The sequence below is a fragment of the Dyella sp. genome (genome assembly GCF_035486915.1).
GTDB lineage: Bacteria > Pseudomonadota > Gammaproteobacteria > Xanthomonadales > Rhodanobacteraceae > Dyella_B.
On record NZ_DATHMR010000010.1, the window covers coordinates 1 to 16,734 of the forward strand.

A 16,734-nucleotide genomic window follows, 5' to 3' on the forward strand; every position below is an offset into this window, starting at 1 on the left:
CACCGACCGGTTGACCCACTCGCACCTGGACACCCCGGCGTTCAACATCGATGGCACGCCAATGATAGATAGGTCTTTGGACATCCACGGAAATATGTACGGCGTTACTTCCCCCAGTTTCAATGTGGACGGCTCACCAATGTTCGGCAGCCTCGATATTCATGGCAATCCGTTCGGCGTGACATCCACGTTTCCTCACGACACCTGAGGCAGCACTCCCCATTTTATCGCGCCACCGAACTCATATCCGTTCTAACCGAACGCATCACCGAGGAATCCATGCAGGTCATCACTCTTTCCGATCACACCGGTGACAAAGCGCGCCAAGCACGCCAGGCTCGCGAAGCAGCGTTTTCAGATCAACAGCAAGCGCACGACGTAGCGCTGCGCACGTTCAGCGCGCATCGACAGGCGTTGCGTCAACACGCGCGTGAGGCATGGCAAGCACGCCGTCTCGGCGCATTCACAGCAGCCGCGCTGCACGTCATGATCAATGCATGTCGTCGCGCACCAGCGTCACCGCGCATGCCTGAGGCAAGTGATCAGGAACGGATATGGGAAGCCGGTAATGATGGCGAGAGCCGACTCCTGATGCGATTGCAAGCACAGCTCGGTCCAGCGTGGACCGCTTTTACTGGCTATAAGAATCAAAAGGGAGAAGGCGACCTCATTCTGGTTGGACCACCAGGATTACTTGGGATTGAGATCAAGAACATTGCCGGCGTGATCAGTTGCCGTGGGGATGTCTGGGAGCGCGACAAGTACGACAACTATGGAAACTGTAAGGAACGCCATATACCCATCACGGATCGCGGCGGACGCAGTCCCGCGCAACAGATCAACGACGTGTGCGGCGCGCTAAGCGCGTTTCTTGCTAAACGTCAGGTGGAAACCACCATATTGACGGCCGTGGTGCTCACTCATCCCAAAGCACGCATGGGGAGCCTCGTGCAGCCCACAGTCAACTACGTAGGCCCCCTGGAATCCTTGGAGGTCGAGCGCTTGTTCGAGCAATGCGCACGCCACGCACCTGCCCATGACACTGCGGCACTTACGCGCCTGATCACCCAGGACCACGCGCACCATGCGCAAGGTTCTCGCCCGCGCCGGATACCCTCATCGACTTGACGAAGCGCTGGTCAAGTCGAACGGCACACGCTGTTACATCTCGTGCGGGAGGCACGATGAGCCTATTTATGGCACCTCCGCGCGACTCATACGTCACTATTATCACCTGGGTAATGCCTGCCACCCAGACTAACTACCATCTTTCGTTACGACCACAATGATCTTACTGATAAGAATCTTAGAGAGCATGGCGTCCTCTCTAATGCTGAACACCTTGGCATCGACTCCATGTTTCACAAGGTGTTCCGACACTATCGTTTTCGGTCCGCGCCACACGGTTGGATTGATGTAGAGACCCTGCCGAGAACCCGATTGCTTTTTCTTAGCCATATCCTCTCCTGGTCTGACGTGGCAACCATTTAACCGCCCTACCGGACTAACAAGCGCGGCCGTAGATGTCGTGTAGAGGTACTCCGGAAAAGGTGTTCATGTCGGCCCACCTGAAAACGGAACCTATTTCTAAAACAGCTTTCGATTGGCGCAAGAGTCAGTAAATGACTGCGTCAAATGAACATGCGCAATTCATGAGAATTGCCACGCCTAAGCGCAATTGGGGATAACTCCTCCCGAGTCATTGAGTCTGTCCTTCATGGACTACGACCGGAACTTCTTCCCGCCATCATGTTACTGACGAAGCACGCCAGAGAATAGGTTGCCTCAACTCCCAACTGTGGTTCGCTTGATTTGTTTGCGGAAGCTCAGACAGGTCAAAACTCATAGCGGAGGTTCAACTATGCATATCTCACAAGTCACTCGTCCCTGGCTTGACGCCCTGGATTGGATCCAGCGAACCGGTTGGCGTAGCCGCGTCCATGACGTCGCCGTCGCCAAATGGATATTCGACGGTTGGTGGCAGCAAGTCGAAAAATCGTGCTGCGCGAGTGAAAAACAGAACCTGTGTGGCTTCATCGAGGCGCTCGAAGAGGTGTTTCACGATTCTCATGACGCAGATGCGGTACGGCACCTGTGCTTTCTATTCCACGAGATGTTCGAAAGTGAGTTCGTATCGCGCCGATGGGCTGCTTTGAAATGCTCATCGAGCTGACAACAAAATGTGCGGCGAGAATAGTTAACAACTTCCGGTAATTAACCTCTATTCCTTTGAGTTAGATTGTGCCAGTCGCGCGACCACCCCTTACAACGAAGAAGAGTACCTGAGCGAACGCGCATAGCGAAGACCTGTCTGACTGGACTGAGGAACAATGATTTTCATTACCGAGCTGTTGAAGAAAGAGCCGCGAACGACCGAAACTAATACCGTTCGCGGCGAAACAGGAAGCCACAAAATCTTATGAACTGCAGACTAGCGATTGCCGTCGATGAATGCATTCATCCAGGCTTCCACTTTGTCCGAAACCCACCTTTTACAGCGCGGGGACAGTTTGATGGGACTGGGAAACTTCCCTGCTTTCACTAACCGGCAGAGTTCAGACTTGGAAATACGAATTTTTGCCAAAACGTCTTTTTCAGTGAGGAATGTCGACATAAAAAATTCCCAATTGCCTAAAGCTTCTTGTTTTTTGGGAATTCAAACCCCCGCATATCTCACCATGAAGCATAGCTAGCCGATCATGCTGATCCGCTCACACTCGAACCATCGAATGTCGCACCAAATTCGGGGCTAGGGTCCTCAATGAAGAGGAGGAGAGATTGCCGATGCGGAATTGAGGACTAGTAACCTTGATCTAAGGTACCGCGCGCGCATCAAGCACGGACACAAAATCAGCATTAGCTGTAATTGACCAAGGACAGTCTGCAAGCAACAAGGTCGCCGCAACAAACAAAATTTCGCATACAAATGCTTTATCAAAGCACTGAAATTTAGGCTCTGAACCTCAGTTGGGCACAATCTCCCAACAGGGATTGAGTTCTTGAAAATCGGAGATCTAGAAAGACGATCTTCAAATAAAAGCTCTCGCAAACCACGACCTTCTTGCGAAGGGTTAGAGTTCAAGAACTCTGCATGTAGTGGAGGTAATGGACCTCGATCCAACGCGATTCGTTGCGCGATTTAAACATAATTCAAGATCCATTTAAGCACAAGTGGTCTGTTGCACGAAAGAGCAAAAAAACTAATTAGCCACTTTGAAAACTAGAAAGAGCGCCAAAATTTTGGCGCGCCCTTAAGTGCCTGAGGTCGCATCCTAATAACTTCTTGATGCATGGATCTTACTTACCACGCAAGCTCCTGGTGTACACACTTCGAATCCAACGACCACGACCACTACCGTGACCGAGATCCGCGGCCACTAACAGTGAAGCCTCCCTGTTAGAGAAGCCCTCTCCAAGATAGGCGACGTAATTTGAACATGCAAAGGCGTACCTAGCGGCGTGAGGCTTAATACCCGCGCGGTGCATCCATGTGTGATAAATCCCGCGAGCCTGACGCAGACCACCCGCTGCCTCACCATTCTTTCGCATCACCAGAAAGCCGTGTTGTGCAGATGCCACGTCAAGTGCATGGCATATCGCTGCGCGCGCTTTTCCAACGTCTTTGATGTGGACGTAGCGAGTTCTACCACCCTTCGTACCCGCGATCACAAAGATAATCTGTGTGCTATCCAATTCACGAAGCCATCGACGCAACGTGTCCGGAAGAGCATGAAGCGCTTCATTACCGCGAAGTCCTAAGTACCGTTCTAACCCAAGCGCGCATCCCATGCCCTTTCGCTGCAATCGCTCACTCCGCATGTAAGCCACGTTAAGCTCATCGTTCGTCAATGGCTCTTTCTTACCGATCCGGGAACCACCAGAAACCCCGAGAGCGCGATTGCTCGCCTCGGGAGAATCGGCCAGTTCCTTTTTCCCGCATTTCCGCAAGAGGCTCCTCAGGTGAGATAATTCGTTCTGAATTGTTCTGATCTCGACACCCTCATCCTTACGGTAGTCAACGTATACAACGAGGTTTTTTAAGCTAATGTCGTGCGGATCTTTCAAATGAGTGAAGCCTAATTCGAACACCAAATCGGAAAATTTTCCGATCGTTTTAGTACGGGCCTCCTTCGTGTGATGCGAACCTTTAATACTCAAAATCTTTTCGCGACATTTCGCAGCGAAAGCGTTTTTCTTAGACATAATTCCTCCTATCTGGTTGAAGTTAAACTGCAAGCATGGTGCCGTGCTGACGGCTCTGATTCCAAAAGCAAATCGCATCCCCTCTCAGCACGGCTGAAAGTAGTTGAGTAACGAGCCCCGCAAACGGTTGGCAGATCCAACCGATGCACAGTTATTACTGCTAGAGGGGCGAGCCTCTGTGAGGCGAGGGAATGAAACAAGATTGACGGGAAGCACGACGTCGTCGATGACGGCAAGTGCAATAAGAGATGAAAAGAGTTCTCCGAAAGCGAGGTCGGAGAGATCGGTATTTATTGAATGGGCACGACACGCAGACCGCGCCAGGTCAGGGATATTTTAGGTGACGTACCACCCACTCAGCGGTGATATGTCTCCATGCTGACTTCACTGGAAAAGGTGACCAGCATTCTCAAGAATTAAACAAACAGTATTTATATGGTGAATTCACGGCAAGACGTGAATTCACCTTTAGTTATAAAAGCGTGGAAAAGGTTCTCCTTTCCACCTATCACCATACTTCAGCGCCGCAAACGTGGGGCGTCACGACCAGTTAGTTGGTGACTCTTTGTAAATGAGAATTTAGCTTCTTGCAACCGTTTTTTGCTACGCAAATTCGTCAGATTATCGGCATGGAATCATATGGAGCGAATAGAGACCATATGGTCAATTAGATCTTTTTTAAAAGGCATTCCTCGCGGACCTCACGCGACCGGGAATGTCTAAAAGCGTGAGCGCTAGGTATTAACGGCAGGCAACGCGTTTCGCTCGATGTAACGCATCTCAATGATTTACCTGCACTTCGCTTTGGCGTCACTGGAGCGTTTCTTTGCGATATCTTTGATTTCAGTATGGATTTTACGCGTTCGCTACGTGCGTCACTCTTTCGGCACGCTGAGTTTTGCAACTGCTTAAAGCAGCGTAAGCACCGGTGCGCACACCGACAGAGTTGATCAGTACGACCAATCGATCATGATCAGTCCACCGGCCGGAATCGGCCAGGAGCGGTCAGTCGACATTGAAGCCCAAATCGCTAACAATCGGTGGCCGCCTTCTTTGCCAATTATCTGTTTTCGGATACCTCGGAGTAGCCATGATGCATCCTATTTCGAGATGCTTCGACAGTTTTGGGGTGTGCGCGCGTGCGGCCGCACTGGCCGCATTGGTCTTAGGCATGATCAATACCGCCGCCGCAGATCAGCTTGAAGATGCGGCAGCAGCGTTGCATAGAATGGACTACGCAACCGCAATCGCACTTTGGCAGCCTCTTGCTCAACAAGGAAACTCAAGAGCAGAAATGGGTATGGGCAAACTGTATGATTCCGGATTGGGTGTCCCTAAAGATCCGGCACAAGCCACCGTTTGGTATCAGAAAGCTGCGAATCAAGGTGACGTCGAAGGCGAATGCTTCGTCGGCGAGAGGTACGTACAGGGATACGGCGGCCTGCCTCATGACGTTTCGCAGGGGTTGACGCTAATGGAAAAGGCCGCCGATCATGGAAATGCAAACTGCGCGGAACAGATCGGAGAACTCTATCGAAATGGTCTATTCGGCGCCCCCAAAAATCCCGTGCAAGCAGTCGCATGGTATCGAAGAGGGGCGGAGATGGGAAATACGCTCGCCGAAGGCCGACTTGGGGCCGATTATCAGTTTGGCATTGGAGTTCAGCAAGATTCCGCGCAAGCTGCATATTGGTATCGGAAAGAGGTAGAACAAATGCGGAAAGACGCCGAGCAGGGCAACGTTGTTGCGCAACTGAACTTAGGCGAATCTTACGAAACGGCATCATCCGGCTTAGCCAGAGACAAAACTGCAGCCTTGTATTGGTGTGGGAAAGCAGCGCAACAGAAAAGTCCCCTAAAGATTTTTGCGGAGCAATGCGTCGCATTGGCTAAATAGGGGACGCCGTTAACTCTGCTAGCGCGCAGAGATGCCTATCGCAGTCGTTCTGCTGCCAGTACGAAAAGAGCAAACACTGTGACGCCCCGAATGTCCGGAAGCGGACACTTCCATTTCTTCGTTGCCCTCTCTAGAACGTAGTTTTGCCCTGATTGTCGAGCATGATCCATTTTAAACTCTGAACTAACCAGCGGGTGACGGGGGCATCTATGCGGGCTCGATTGCTACTTCTTCTTTGCGGCATGGCCGTCTGTGAACTGGCCATAGCCAAACCGACGTGCGATAGCAAAGGCTTCAACAGCCACAGTGATCAAATCGCCTGCGAGGTCCGCCAAAGCCAACAACGCTCTCAGGAAGTCGATCGCGCTTTCGCGGACCTAATGTCGGCCAATGATCACTTCAATCGTATTCCCGGAACCAAGCCCAATATTTTCACGGAGTGGTTAAAATCCGATCAAGTGCAATGGCGCGCGTTCACCAGCAAGGACTGCGAACTGCAAGGCGAGGTGACTATGGGGACGGCGGGCTCCGATGTCGTGCAGCAATGCCTGCAAGAGGCCTACACGCAACGCAGACAGGTGCTCCATCAAATGGCGCAACTGCTGGGCAACTGATGGCTCAGGCCAGCGCTTTTCCGCGTCTCACTAAGGTCTGCTTCGGGTCGATTTCCGCCGGTCGATGTGGACCCGCAGCTGATCATACAGACCGGCAGACTGGTCATCGTCGATCGGTCGTGTGATGCATTCGATCCGGTGCACGCACACCGGCGATGAACTTCCTGCCAGGTGCTGGCGAATGGGGCCGTTAGCCTTGAACTGCGATGGCACAGCTTTACACCCATTCTCAGATAATTAAGCCGAGCATAACCTTACGTTCGAAGACGTTCATAGATACATAGCTTTTCCGCAATAATTTATTTGTGGATAGGATGAGCGGGCAAATTCGACTAAGTTTAAGTAGCTAAGGCAACCAGCTGGCTCAGTCTTTCGTCACGGGGGTATTTTCGGGGGTATAAATAAAGGCATAGCCTCTGCTAATGCATATAAATCAATAAGATATATCCAAGATATGAATCCTATTTCCGCACCACTTGCTTGTTTCATGCCGTCCAGCGACGTGTCGTGAAACCACGAAAACCCGCCAAATGGCGGGTTTTTTTGTGCCGTATCTTTCCACGCCGTCCCATTGAAGCCGAATAAGCGTGGGTGTTTTAGGGGGCTACATCCCCCTGCTGGGGCATTTGGTCCGGGAAAGCGGTCATGGCTCGCGACACCGGTATCGGCGTAGACACCTACCGGATGACTCATTGGCAGCATGGCCGCACTCATCATCGCTTTCTTATTCGTCTCGTTCCTTACTACCTACACCCGTTCCTTTGGATGTGCTCAACACATTCCTGAACAAACACCCAGAACTCTCTGAACAATGCAAGAGCATCAGTCGATGCTCCCGCGCAGTTTTGTTTCAAGATTAATCCCGATGTGCTCAACGCGCCTGCAGTGCGTCGATCGTTGCCGCATCAAGCTGGCCGGTGACCGACAAGCCATTTGCTTTCTGGAAGGTGCTGATGGCGCGGTTCGTCCCCGGACCGGGAACGCCATCGACCTTGCTGCTGTATAGGCCCAATTGAGCCAGCTTGCGCTGTGCGTCAGCCAGCGAATAGTCACCCGCTCCGGAAGCAGCACGACCCATTATCGCAGCGCTGGAATTCCCGGCCCCGTCCACACTCAAGTTGCCACCCGTACCCAATCCACCCGCAACACGTTGGGGAGCGTATTCGCGCACAGCCTTGACCATCTGGTTGTAGGCATCGAGGAAGGCCGCCGCAATTACTTTGCCCTCTGGTGTCTCACTGTAAGCACCGAGACTCGCACCGCCCGATCCAAAATGATCAAACAAGCCGGCTACGCCGAAGTCAATGTTCTTGGCACTCCCTTGCGCGGCAGCCACTTGCACGCTTGAACGCGAATCAGTAAGCATCATGGTCGTGGAGGCTTCGTTGCTTTTCATCGAACCCGCGATGGCACCAAGGATTGCGCCGTAGGAACCACTTACTGCAGCAAGCGCACCGCCAGCACGACCGGTACCCTGCGAGAATTGGATGGAAGGCGTGACGATGTAGTCCGCCGCCACCATCTGCCTTTTGTCCATATGGCTGCTCTGGCGCAGTTCGCCTGAAGCATTGAGATCACGCTCGCCCATCATCGAATTCATAGCCTCCGCGATCGACCACCACAAAGCAATACCCGCGTGACCAACACGTTCCTTGTTTCGAGCGCACTTGACGATCCGACCTTCCGTAAGTCGGATGTGAGAAAACTCGCAAGTGCTTTATTCCCTTACATCCAGAAAAGAAGGCTAGCTTTCGTGCCTTTTAAATAAGCAATTAAAGGTTTAGCGCAATAAGAGAACAGCCATTGAATCGCGGTCATGTTCCCAATGGCATACGCCCGAAGCGCTTTGGGTGACTGCCTCACGTCAAGGCGCTCTACTTACGCGCCACTTAGTCGCGTAGATAAAAGGATCGAGCCTTCCGTACAAAAATCGCATCATTCAGGCGGCATTGACATCAGACCTGCCTGAAAGAGGTGTCTGAAAACGACTAATAGAGTGCCCGCGCCCGATTCAATCGATCGGTAGATCGTCATTTCCCGGACTGACGTACCATGCCATGACCGGCAAATATTCTTGATACGTCTCATAGCAGCGGATTCGGCAACACAGGATTGAGCCACTGCATGCAGCAATGGGTCTAGTTCAACCCCACACCAGGTCACTCGCTGATCGCAGAAAACGAGAACGTTTTCCGCAAATCAACCTGTCCCCCTTAGTGGCGTGGCGCGCATCGATCGCCGCCGCTACAAAAATATTTCCTTATCCAAATTTTTCCTATGTCAGGCGTAGCGTTTCGGCGGAGGGCACTTTCGGGCAACGCGTTGTGACTTGACGTCTCTACATCGCGCTGAGGACTTCCTTATCACACGCAGAAAGCCGTATCGCTGGCGATGCGGTTTAGGAGCACGGATATGGCGGATATCAGAGTCCTGATGGTTACCGATGGAAGTAACTTCAACTACGGGCCACAAGTCACTTCGCACTACGACGCGGATTGCTTTTCGTTGGTCACGCTGGTCGATGCCCTCAACAATCCGAGCAATATCCCGTCGATCCAGGTTGATACCGCGCATCGGCGCGGCGCCCAGTTTGCCGGGCAAGATCCCGACACGTCGCAGAATCTGACCTATCCGGGCGACTTCGTGTTTACACAGATCGCCGATCTGTCGATCTATGACGTCATATGGCTGATCGGGGATGAAGGCTACAACGGGGGTGAACTGGAAAGCTTTAATTCCAATATCACACCCGATGAGCAGATCGCGTTGTCTGATTTCATGCAGAACGGTGGCGGCATGTTCGTGGTCGGCGATCACGACGGCCTGGGCGCGTGCATGTGCGGTGGCCTACCACGCGTGCGAGTGATGCGCAGGTGGTTCGAGTGGGACCACGTTTTTACCGATCCGGCGACAGGACAGATATTCGCGCCGAATTGGTCGGTTGGTGGCGATGCCTCGTCACCCGGTTATCCCGGCGCGACAAGCCGATTCGACACCCTGCAACCGGACGCCACGTTATTTGGTGGGCAACAGGTTTACTTTTTCTGGGATCAATCGGATCTGATGCCGCAGACGTTGATGGATGCCAGCGGCAATCCGCTGACGACTTCGCCAAACCCGATCCACGCTGTACTGCGCGGTAAAGAAGGTGTGCCGATTGCCTATTTTCCGGATCATATGCACGAAGGCGAGGCCACGGATTTCACGACCATTTTAGCTGGTGGTGGCTCGTTCAATCCGAACGGCACTGGCGGCACACCGAACGCGCTGTCGTTTACCGACTCGCACGGAAACTCGCATGCTTATCCTGAGTTTCCGATCATCGGCAATTATCAGCCGACACCGGAAGTGATCGCCTACTCGTTCGATGTCGGCCACACGACCTATTACGGTTCGGTACCGCCTGCAACACCCGATTACCCAACGACCACAAAAAAATGGAAGGGCGCCATCGGTGTGTACGACGGCTGGGGGGCCGGGGTGGGTCGAATCATTGCCGGCTCGACCTTCCATCACTATCTCGACAAGAATTTGATTGGCGATCCGTTGTCGAATGAGCAAGCAGGGCCGCCCACTAATACGACGCTGGGATTGCCTCAGTCCATTCTGGACCCGATCCGCGATTACTACGTCAATGCCGTCACTTGGCTCGCGCGCTGTAGCTCGACCTTCCATTTTTGGACGCTCAAGAGCACGTTCGGCTCCGATGAGGTGCAGAGCGCTGCTACGAGCGGTTCGAATTTCGCCAACGCGTTTTATCTTGCACTCGAAGGATTTGCGCCCAACGTGGTCGGCAACCCGACGATTAAATTGTCCGGAGCTTTCGCCGCGACGGGTGCCTTGTTTCAGCCAGGCTCTCCGGTTTATAGCGGTAACGCCAATGCTGCGCAGCGCATCCTGTTTCCGTTCACGGTGTTGTCGATCCCGAACATGGCGTTTCCGAATAGCACGTCGTCCGCGATTGTGTATCCACTCGAAGCGACCATCGCCTTTGGTTCGAATGTCTTCAATGCCGAAGCGCTGTTTGAACTGACTCCTGGCGCCGATCCGTATTTCACCAATGTCGATTCGACTACCGCTCCGCCCAATGCCTTCTATTTGAGCCAGGATTTGCGGGTCTTCCAGGTTGTGCCGGATCTGAACGAGGAACCGTTCGTCACGTTTCCAACTGGAACTGACGGTCCCTTCACTTACATCCAGAATGTGCTGCTCTATCTCAACGACATATCCAACGGTTACACGGTGCAAGGCGGCAGCGATCCGTTCACAACACTGCAGGAACAGAATGATCTGACTGAAGAATCATCGGTGTCGAATAAAGTGAAGGGCCCGGACAATAAAACGCATACCGCGTATAACTTTGCGATTGCACGTGTCAGATTGAGAGGAGCAGGATCGACGGCCACCAACGTCAAGGTATTTTTCAGGCTGTTCGCCACCCAATCCAACGACACCGATTACGATCCGCAGACGACTTACCTGTGCACGTACGATGCGTTGAATCTGCCCGACAAGCCGTTACCGGGTATCGATTCGACGACGTCGCCACCTGACAAGCTCACCTTTCCCTTCTACGCTACCGACAATGGCTCGGGCGATTACGATCAGGGCGGAAGTGATCCGGGGGCGAACGAGGCGACGATTACTGCGTCGAGCAATAAGGAAACCTATCATTATTTCGGTTGCTATCTAAACATCGGCGCATTGCCATCCGATGCGCTGCCGGGAACGCACCACTGTCTCGTTGCGCAGATCGCTTACGACAGCGCGCCGATTATAAATTCCAATGGCATAACGTTGAGCCCGGAAAACACCGACAAACTTGCGCAACGCAATTGCCAGGTGACTTGGTCTGGCAATCCTGGTGGCCCTGCGACACATCGCATTCCCCAGACATTCGACAACCGACCGAGCGTGCGTACGAGCAATGCAGTTACTACGCTGCTGGGTTATCCCGATGAGCTGATGATCGAATGGGGCAACGTACCCAAAGGCAGCGTTGCGAGTATCTATTGGCCGCAGGTCAACGCGCTCGACGTAACGCGCCTGTCGATGCTGCTTTATGCCGACACGCCGTGGATCGCGACCGATGACAACACCGTGCAGTGCACGGTCGATGCACCGGTAACCTATCTACCGATTCCATTCGCATCGGGTGCCGGTTTTGCCGGGCTATTTACCGTCGATTTGCCGAACGGGATCAAAGCCGGACAGCAGTTCGAGATCGTCGTGCGCCGAATCCGTAGCCGGCAACCGCCGGACCAATCAAACAAGCCTGAGCCAGTGGCCCAATCTCGCGAGGCTGTGCGCCAGAATTTGACCACTGATTGGCGCTACGTGGTCGGCACATTTCAGGTAACGATCCCCGTGTCGACCGACGAAAAGCTGCTGTGGCCTGAGGAAAACACGCTCGCGATTCTGAAATGGCGGTTCCAAAATACGGCGACGACAAACCGCTGGTACCCGGTGTTGCAGCGCTATCTGTCGTATATCGTCGGGCGCGTGAACGGATTCGGCGGTAAGGCGGGTGCCATTCCAGCCTCACCCAATGGAGCTCCCGGTCCAGTCTCCGGTTCCGCACCGGGCAAGAGCGGTTGCGACGCAGGTTGTGTACCGCTCGTGCGCTACCAGGGCAAAGTCGCGGAGGTGTTGTTCGATTGCTTCGGCGATTTCGAAGGTTTCTTGCTCGAAAACTGCTCGGGTGTCCACCGCTTCACGAGCTGCGAACGAGGCATTGCCGACCTCGTGTTGCGAACCTGTCGAGAACGGTTGGTGTTGACCGTCTTCGTCGAGGACGGACATGAACAACGCATTCGACAACTGATAGTGAGTTGTTGCTGAGCCGAGCCGCATCGCGTGCAGCAACGCGGTCCGTGCCGCCGATAGAAAAATAAAACCTCCCGTGCTTGCGCACGGGAGGCTTGAGGCTTGCATGATCAGTGCAATCGGGGCTTAGTGCTTCTGCTTGTAGATGCGACGGCTGTTGCCGTTTTCGGAACGGTTGAGGTTGCGCTGCTCCTGTTTGGTCAGGTGACCACCGTGACGGGCTTCATCTGCGCTCTCGCGACGTGCGATGTTCTCGTCGTGCTGGTCATCGCGCTGAGCTTGCGCCTGTGACATGGTGCCGTTCTTCAGGCCGTTGTCGACGCGGTTCTGCTGGTTTTGCAGACGGTTGTTCACTTCGTTGACGCGCGGATGACCGGGAACATCGTTGTTGGCCGGCGCTGTCTGTGCCATCACCGAGCCGGAGGCAATCGCTGCACCGATCACCAGGCCAATGACGGTAAGTTTCGATTTTGCATTCATGGCAAATTCCTTGAGTCTGTTAGCGGACGTTACTTTGTGGAATCTGTCGCCTTCCCGTTGTGGGAAAGCGGCATGCATGCGTCGGGCGGGGTCATCTGTTTTTGCGCACAATCGATGGTGTCTCCTCAAGCGTCTTGCTTCCATCGCGTGCCCTCACCTCGCGCATTCGCCATGAACGGGTGTCCTTGTGGCGCGTTGACAGACGACGTTTGGGAAGACCGAAAGATTCAGCTGAGGATTAGCTTGGAACATTTTTCCCGTCGGAAGCGCACCATTCTGTCGCTGAGCTGACGGCGAGACAGGACCGTGTCCAGGTATTTGTGCAGTGCAAAGTATTTTTGGCCGCAGAGATAAGGGCTGTTCGGCTAGCACTGCATGGAAAACAAGCTCTGGCGGGCGCACTTGCGCCGCACAAGTCAATCTAACTACGTCGTGGTTGTACTCATTGGGAGATGGCACTGTATCGCCGTCGTCGCTTTTCAACGTTTGCCAACAAGCAAAAGAATGGTGCCCCCGATACGATTCGAACGTACGACCTTCCCCTTAGGAGGGGGATGCTCTATCCAGCTGAGCTACGGGGGCGATGGATATCTTCCTGATGCGACGAACCACAGCAGCGCGATTATACGTGGTCGAAGGATTCGAGACAGCCCCGGCTTTTTTGGCCTATTTTTAGTTGCTCGCTCAACGTCCCCGAAGGTTTCGGTGTGTCAAGCGAAAAGTGCTGAGACGAATAAACAGTGCGGTGAGTCGCACACGTTGCGATGACGTTGATGCGATCTCCCTCCAAGACATTCGAAAAGCAATCGGATGACTTCAAATATCGATATACCGCTCAACAAACGTGGACCCGATATCGCTACACGATCAGCTTGACCATGCAGCTTCGAGTCGCTCGGCAACCTAAGGATGCTCACCTGCGTTGTGCAAACAGTTCGGCCTTCTATACCGCTTTTATGCACTTCGCCGTGACGCAGGCATCATGCGCGCCCCTGCATGGACGTCTTTATCTACTGTGATGCTGGTTGTGTAGACCGCCTTCACCTTTTGTGGGCGCCAGACTCGTATGATGCACCCCAATAAAGCGGGGCGCGTCAGCCCGTAGGTGTGCCAGGTAGGTGGGCGAGCGCACCAGGTTTTGCAAGTGGCGTTTACCGAGAGTGAATTTCATCGATACCCAATGGGCGTTCTGTGGGGGAACGAGAATGGGGCCAAGACCGGGCTGGACAAAAAATTGGCTTGTGCAAGATATTGCGACTGGGCTGATTTACCTGGCCCTTTACCTTCTTGTGCGGCCACTTTCTCACAGCATCTGGATCGTCACTGCCGGCCTGCGCCTTAGCGCGTTGCTTTTGCTCCCCTATCGTCAGTGGCCTGCCCTGGTGATTGCAGATACTGCAGGCCTGCTCTATTACGACCTACCCTGCCTGGGTCAGTTCGGTCCACTCTTTGTAACTGTCGATTCCACATCTCCGTTCCTGCTGGCGGCGCCAGCTGTGTGGTGGTTTCGGACCAAGCAAGGGCTTTTCCCTTCGCATCGCATGGTCAAGGTAAAAGCCCTGCTCTGGTGTCTGGTCACTGCGACGTTGATCTGGACCGCCGGTAGCATGGTTACCGTACAGACGCTCCCCCTTCCCTATTCACAAATGGGCTCTACCCCAACCTATGTGCTGTACACCGCGCTGGGCAAGTTGGTAGGCATTCTTACCTTTGTGCCGCTTGCACTGTGCTTCAAACTGCGCGACACGTCTGTTCCTTTGACAAGCCAAATCAAGCGTGTATTCACCAGCCGGCTTGCTGTCGACGCCCTTGTCGTGGTTCTGCCGACATTGCTGGCATTGTTCTTGCTGTCCCGCCACGGCCAGCAGGAATCAAAAGACGTTATTCGGATCTTCATGTTCGTACCTGTCGGCTGGCTCACGCTTAGACACGGCTGGAGGGCAGCAAGCTTCGGTACGGCCATCGTCATGTCCGCACTGTTCATAAACATGGCGCACGTCCCGAACCCGGCGCTGGTCCAAACCCAGGCATTTATTTGTTTTACCACTGTGTCGTTACTGGTACTTGGCGCGCGCACGAGTAGCGAAAACCTGTTCCAAGAACGGGAGCGCCTGGAAGCGAAGGAAGCACTGAGGCTGGCGCAGCAAGGGCTGTATTTGTGCGAAGTGAGAATGCGGCAGACCGCTTACAACCTAGAGCAGATCGCAGGCACTTTGCAGGTCACTCATAACGGAATCTTGAAGCGTTTCCGGCACATGATTTCGCTGACGGAAAGTCAGAATTTCTTCCGCCAGGCGAGCGCCACGAACGCGCAAATCTACCAGTTAGCCGATTCCCTGCACCCTCTTTCGTGGCGTGAGAAGGGGTTGCCGTCCGCGCTCCGCGAATCCATCGGCCGGACCTTGGACGAACAAGGATTTGTGTATCACTGCTCGCTTGAGGGGAGAGGCCTAAGCAAGCTTTCGCCGGGCGTGCATTCGGCCATTTATAGGTTTGCGTGCGAGGCTGCCGTATACGTTTGCGAAAACTTTGCCTGCTCGCACGTCTATCTGACGCTACGCGGCGGGTTTTCGCATGGGCAACGCTGGGTCGTGATTCGACTTGAGGGCAAACAAATGCCTAGCGATATCAACGACCCTGTCTTTAGAAACACAAGCTCCAGTCAGCTCGCAACCAAATTGGGCACACAAGGACTGGGATTAGACTCGATGCGATCCTATGCGCATCTGTTTGATGGCTGCATGCACGTTAGAGCAGCTTCGGACTCACTGAGAATAACCGCGCTCCTGCACGATATTAATAAGGCTAAGATCGAACAGCAGAGCGACTCGGTTCCGCTAGCGATGTATCTTCGTTAGTCCAAAGAATTCATTAGCTCAAGCAAATAGCCACCCGATCAAGGGTGGCTATTTGCTTGCTTTTCTCGCGTCATACTCACAGGGCGTAGTGCGTCAGCAAAGTAACTAGCGACGCGCTGCCAGGGTTGTGCAGGTCAATGGGTGGTGGACGCCGCAGGCGCTCCTACCTGCCCCGATACGCCAATAACTGCACAATCCGGCGGCTCGCATGCGTTGTCCAATACAGTGACCGTATTGACGGTAACGTGGCCATTCTGCTTTGGCGTGGCAGTCAACGTCACGCCCTTGTCGTTATAAACCGTCTCGGATGCGTTGCTGGTTTGAGGCGACGCCGAATGCGTTGCGTCACCTGCATCCAATCCGATCGGCAGCGTAAGTACCACGCCATTGGCAACCGCAACGGCTGCACGAACGTTGCCGTTGAGATCATTGACCTGGAAGTAGCGAATACCGTCTTTGTAGAACACGTAAACGTGATAGTGCGGACTTGTGCTTACGTCCGCAGCGTTTGGCCACGACTGACCTAGTCCCGTGACTGCGTCCGCGTTCTGTTGAGCGAGCGCAGGTACAGCGGATAAGAGGGTGCAGATGCAGAAGCCACCGACTAACGCCAATGAACGCGGTATACGAACCATACTGCCCCCTCTCGATGATGACTCTTGGCACGATTGCCTCTGCTAAATCTATCAGCAAAATGCTGAAAACCATGTCTAGCTTCGCACTTTGATCAGTGTGCATTTAAGCAACGAATTACTAGAACGATCCAAGTGTCGCAATTCCTCTCGTTGCGCAGATTGTTCGTCACAAAATATTGACGAACCTGTTGTCAAAGCGATGTGTTGAACGATGCTTAGGA

General features: G+C 53.6%; 12 protein-coding genes and 1 tRNA gene. 6 read left to right on the top strand and 7 right to left on the bottom strand.

Translation table 11 applies throughout. From position 1 onward, the window contains the following. Both VK725_RS00750 and VK725_RS00755 read left to right on the top strand, forming a co-directional pair. Positions 1–208 (top strand): hypothetical protein (locus VK725_RS00750; RefSeq protein WP_325316160.1); only part of this gene is annotated, 208 nt, incomplete at its 5' end. 71 nt (positions 209–279) lie between these two features. Then, entirely contained in the window at positions 280–1,128 is an 849-nt protein-coding gene (locus VK725_RS00755; RefSeq protein ID WP_325316161.1) for a nuclease-related domain-containing protein, read from the top strand. Positions 1,129–1,870: 742 nt separating this feature from the next. Here the strand turns inward: VK725_RS00755 and VK725_RS00760 are convergent. The 3 genes from VK725_RS00760 to VK725_RS00770 all read right to left on the bottom strand — a co-directional run bounded on the left by VK725_RS00760 (position 1,871) and on the right by VK725_RS00770 (position 4,203). Beyond that, on the bottom strand, positions 1,871–2,062 hold the full coding sequence (locus tag VK725_RS00760; protein WP_325316162.1) for a hypothetical protein: 192 nt from the start codon (positions 2,060–2,062) through the stop codon (positions 1,871–1,873). A 369-nt stretch (positions 2,063–2,431) separates the two neighbouring features. Continuing rightward, positions 2,432–2,614 carry a helix-turn-helix transcriptional regulator gene (locus VK725_RS00765; RefSeq protein WP_325316163.1) on the bottom strand — a complete coding sequence of 61 codons (183 nt, stop codon included), beginning with the start codon at positions 2,612–2,614 and terminating at the stop codon, positions 2,432–2,434. A gap of 683 nt (positions 2,615–3,297) precedes the next feature. After that, complete coding sequence (locus VK725_RS00770; protein WP_325316164.1) at positions 3,298–4,203, bottom strand: integrase domain-containing protein; 906 nt, start codon at positions 4,201–4,203, stop codon at positions 3,298–3,300. Between the two features lie 1,090 nt (positions 4,204–5,293). Here VK725_RS00770 and VK725_RS00775 point away from each other — a divergent pair. Together VK725_RS00775 and VK725_RS00780 are read left to right on the top strand one after the other, a co-directional pair. Continuing rightward, positions 5,294–6,100 carry a tetratricopeptide repeat protein gene (locus VK725_RS00775; RefSeq protein ID WP_325316165.1) on the top strand — a complete coding sequence of 269 codons (807 nt, stop codon included), beginning with the start codon at positions 5,294–5,296 and terminating at the stop codon, positions 6,098–6,100. Positions 6,101–6,342: 242 nt separating this feature from the next. Then, on the top strand, positions 6,343–6,714 hold the full coding sequence (locus VK725_RS00780) for a lysozyme inhibitor LprI family protein (protein WP_325316191.1): 372 nt from the start codon (positions 6,343–6,345) through the stop codon (positions 6,712–6,714). Positions 6,715–7,585: 871 nt separating this feature from the next. Here the strand turns inward: VK725_RS00780 and VK725_RS00785 are convergent. After that, the gene (locus VK725_RS00785; RefSeq protein WP_325316166.1) at positions 7,586–8,314 is read right to left on the bottom strand and encodes a peptidoglycan-binding protein; all 729 of its coding nucleotides are present in this window, start codon (positions 8,312–8,314) and stop codon (positions 7,586–7,588) included. Between the two features lie 812 nt (positions 8,315–9,126). Here VK725_RS00785 and VK725_RS00790 point away from each other — a divergent pair. Beyond that, entirely contained in the window at positions 9,127–12,555 is a 3,429-nt protein-coding gene (locus VK725_RS00790) for a hypothetical protein (protein ID WP_325316167.1), read from the top strand. Between the two features lie 111 nt (positions 12,556–12,666). Here the strand turns inward: VK725_RS00790 and VK725_RS00795 are convergent, their stop codons facing one another. Together VK725_RS00795 and VK725_RS00800 are read right to left on the bottom strand one after the other, a co-directional pair. After that, positions 12,667–13,020: a hypothetical protein gene (locus VK725_RS00795; RefSeq protein WP_325316168.1), complete on the bottom strand. Its 354-nt coding sequence runs from the start codon at positions 13,018–13,020 to the stop codon at positions 12,667–12,669. Positions 13,021–13,525: 505 nt separating this feature from the next. Then, positions 13,526–13,602: transfer RNA gene (locus VK725_RS00800), tRNA-Arg, on the bottom strand. 578 nt (positions 13,603–14,180) lie between these two features. Here VK725_RS00800 and VK725_RS00805 point away from each other — a divergent pair. Continuing rightward, positions 14,181–15,878 (top strand): MASE1 domain-containing protein, encoded by a 1,698-nt coding sequence (locus VK725_RS00805; RefSeq protein WP_325316169.1) that lies wholly within the window; start codon positions 14,181–14,183, stop codon positions 15,876–15,878. Between the two features lie 134 nt (positions 15,879–16,012). Here the strand turns inward: VK725_RS00805 and VK725_RS00810 are convergent, their stop codons facing one another. Next, positions 16,013–16,513, bottom strand: a complete 501-nt coding sequence (locus tag VK725_RS00810; RefSeq protein ID WP_325316170.1) for a hypothetical protein — start codon at positions 16,511–16,513, stop codon at positions 16,013–16,015. Positions 16,514–16,734: the final 221 nt, after the last annotated feature.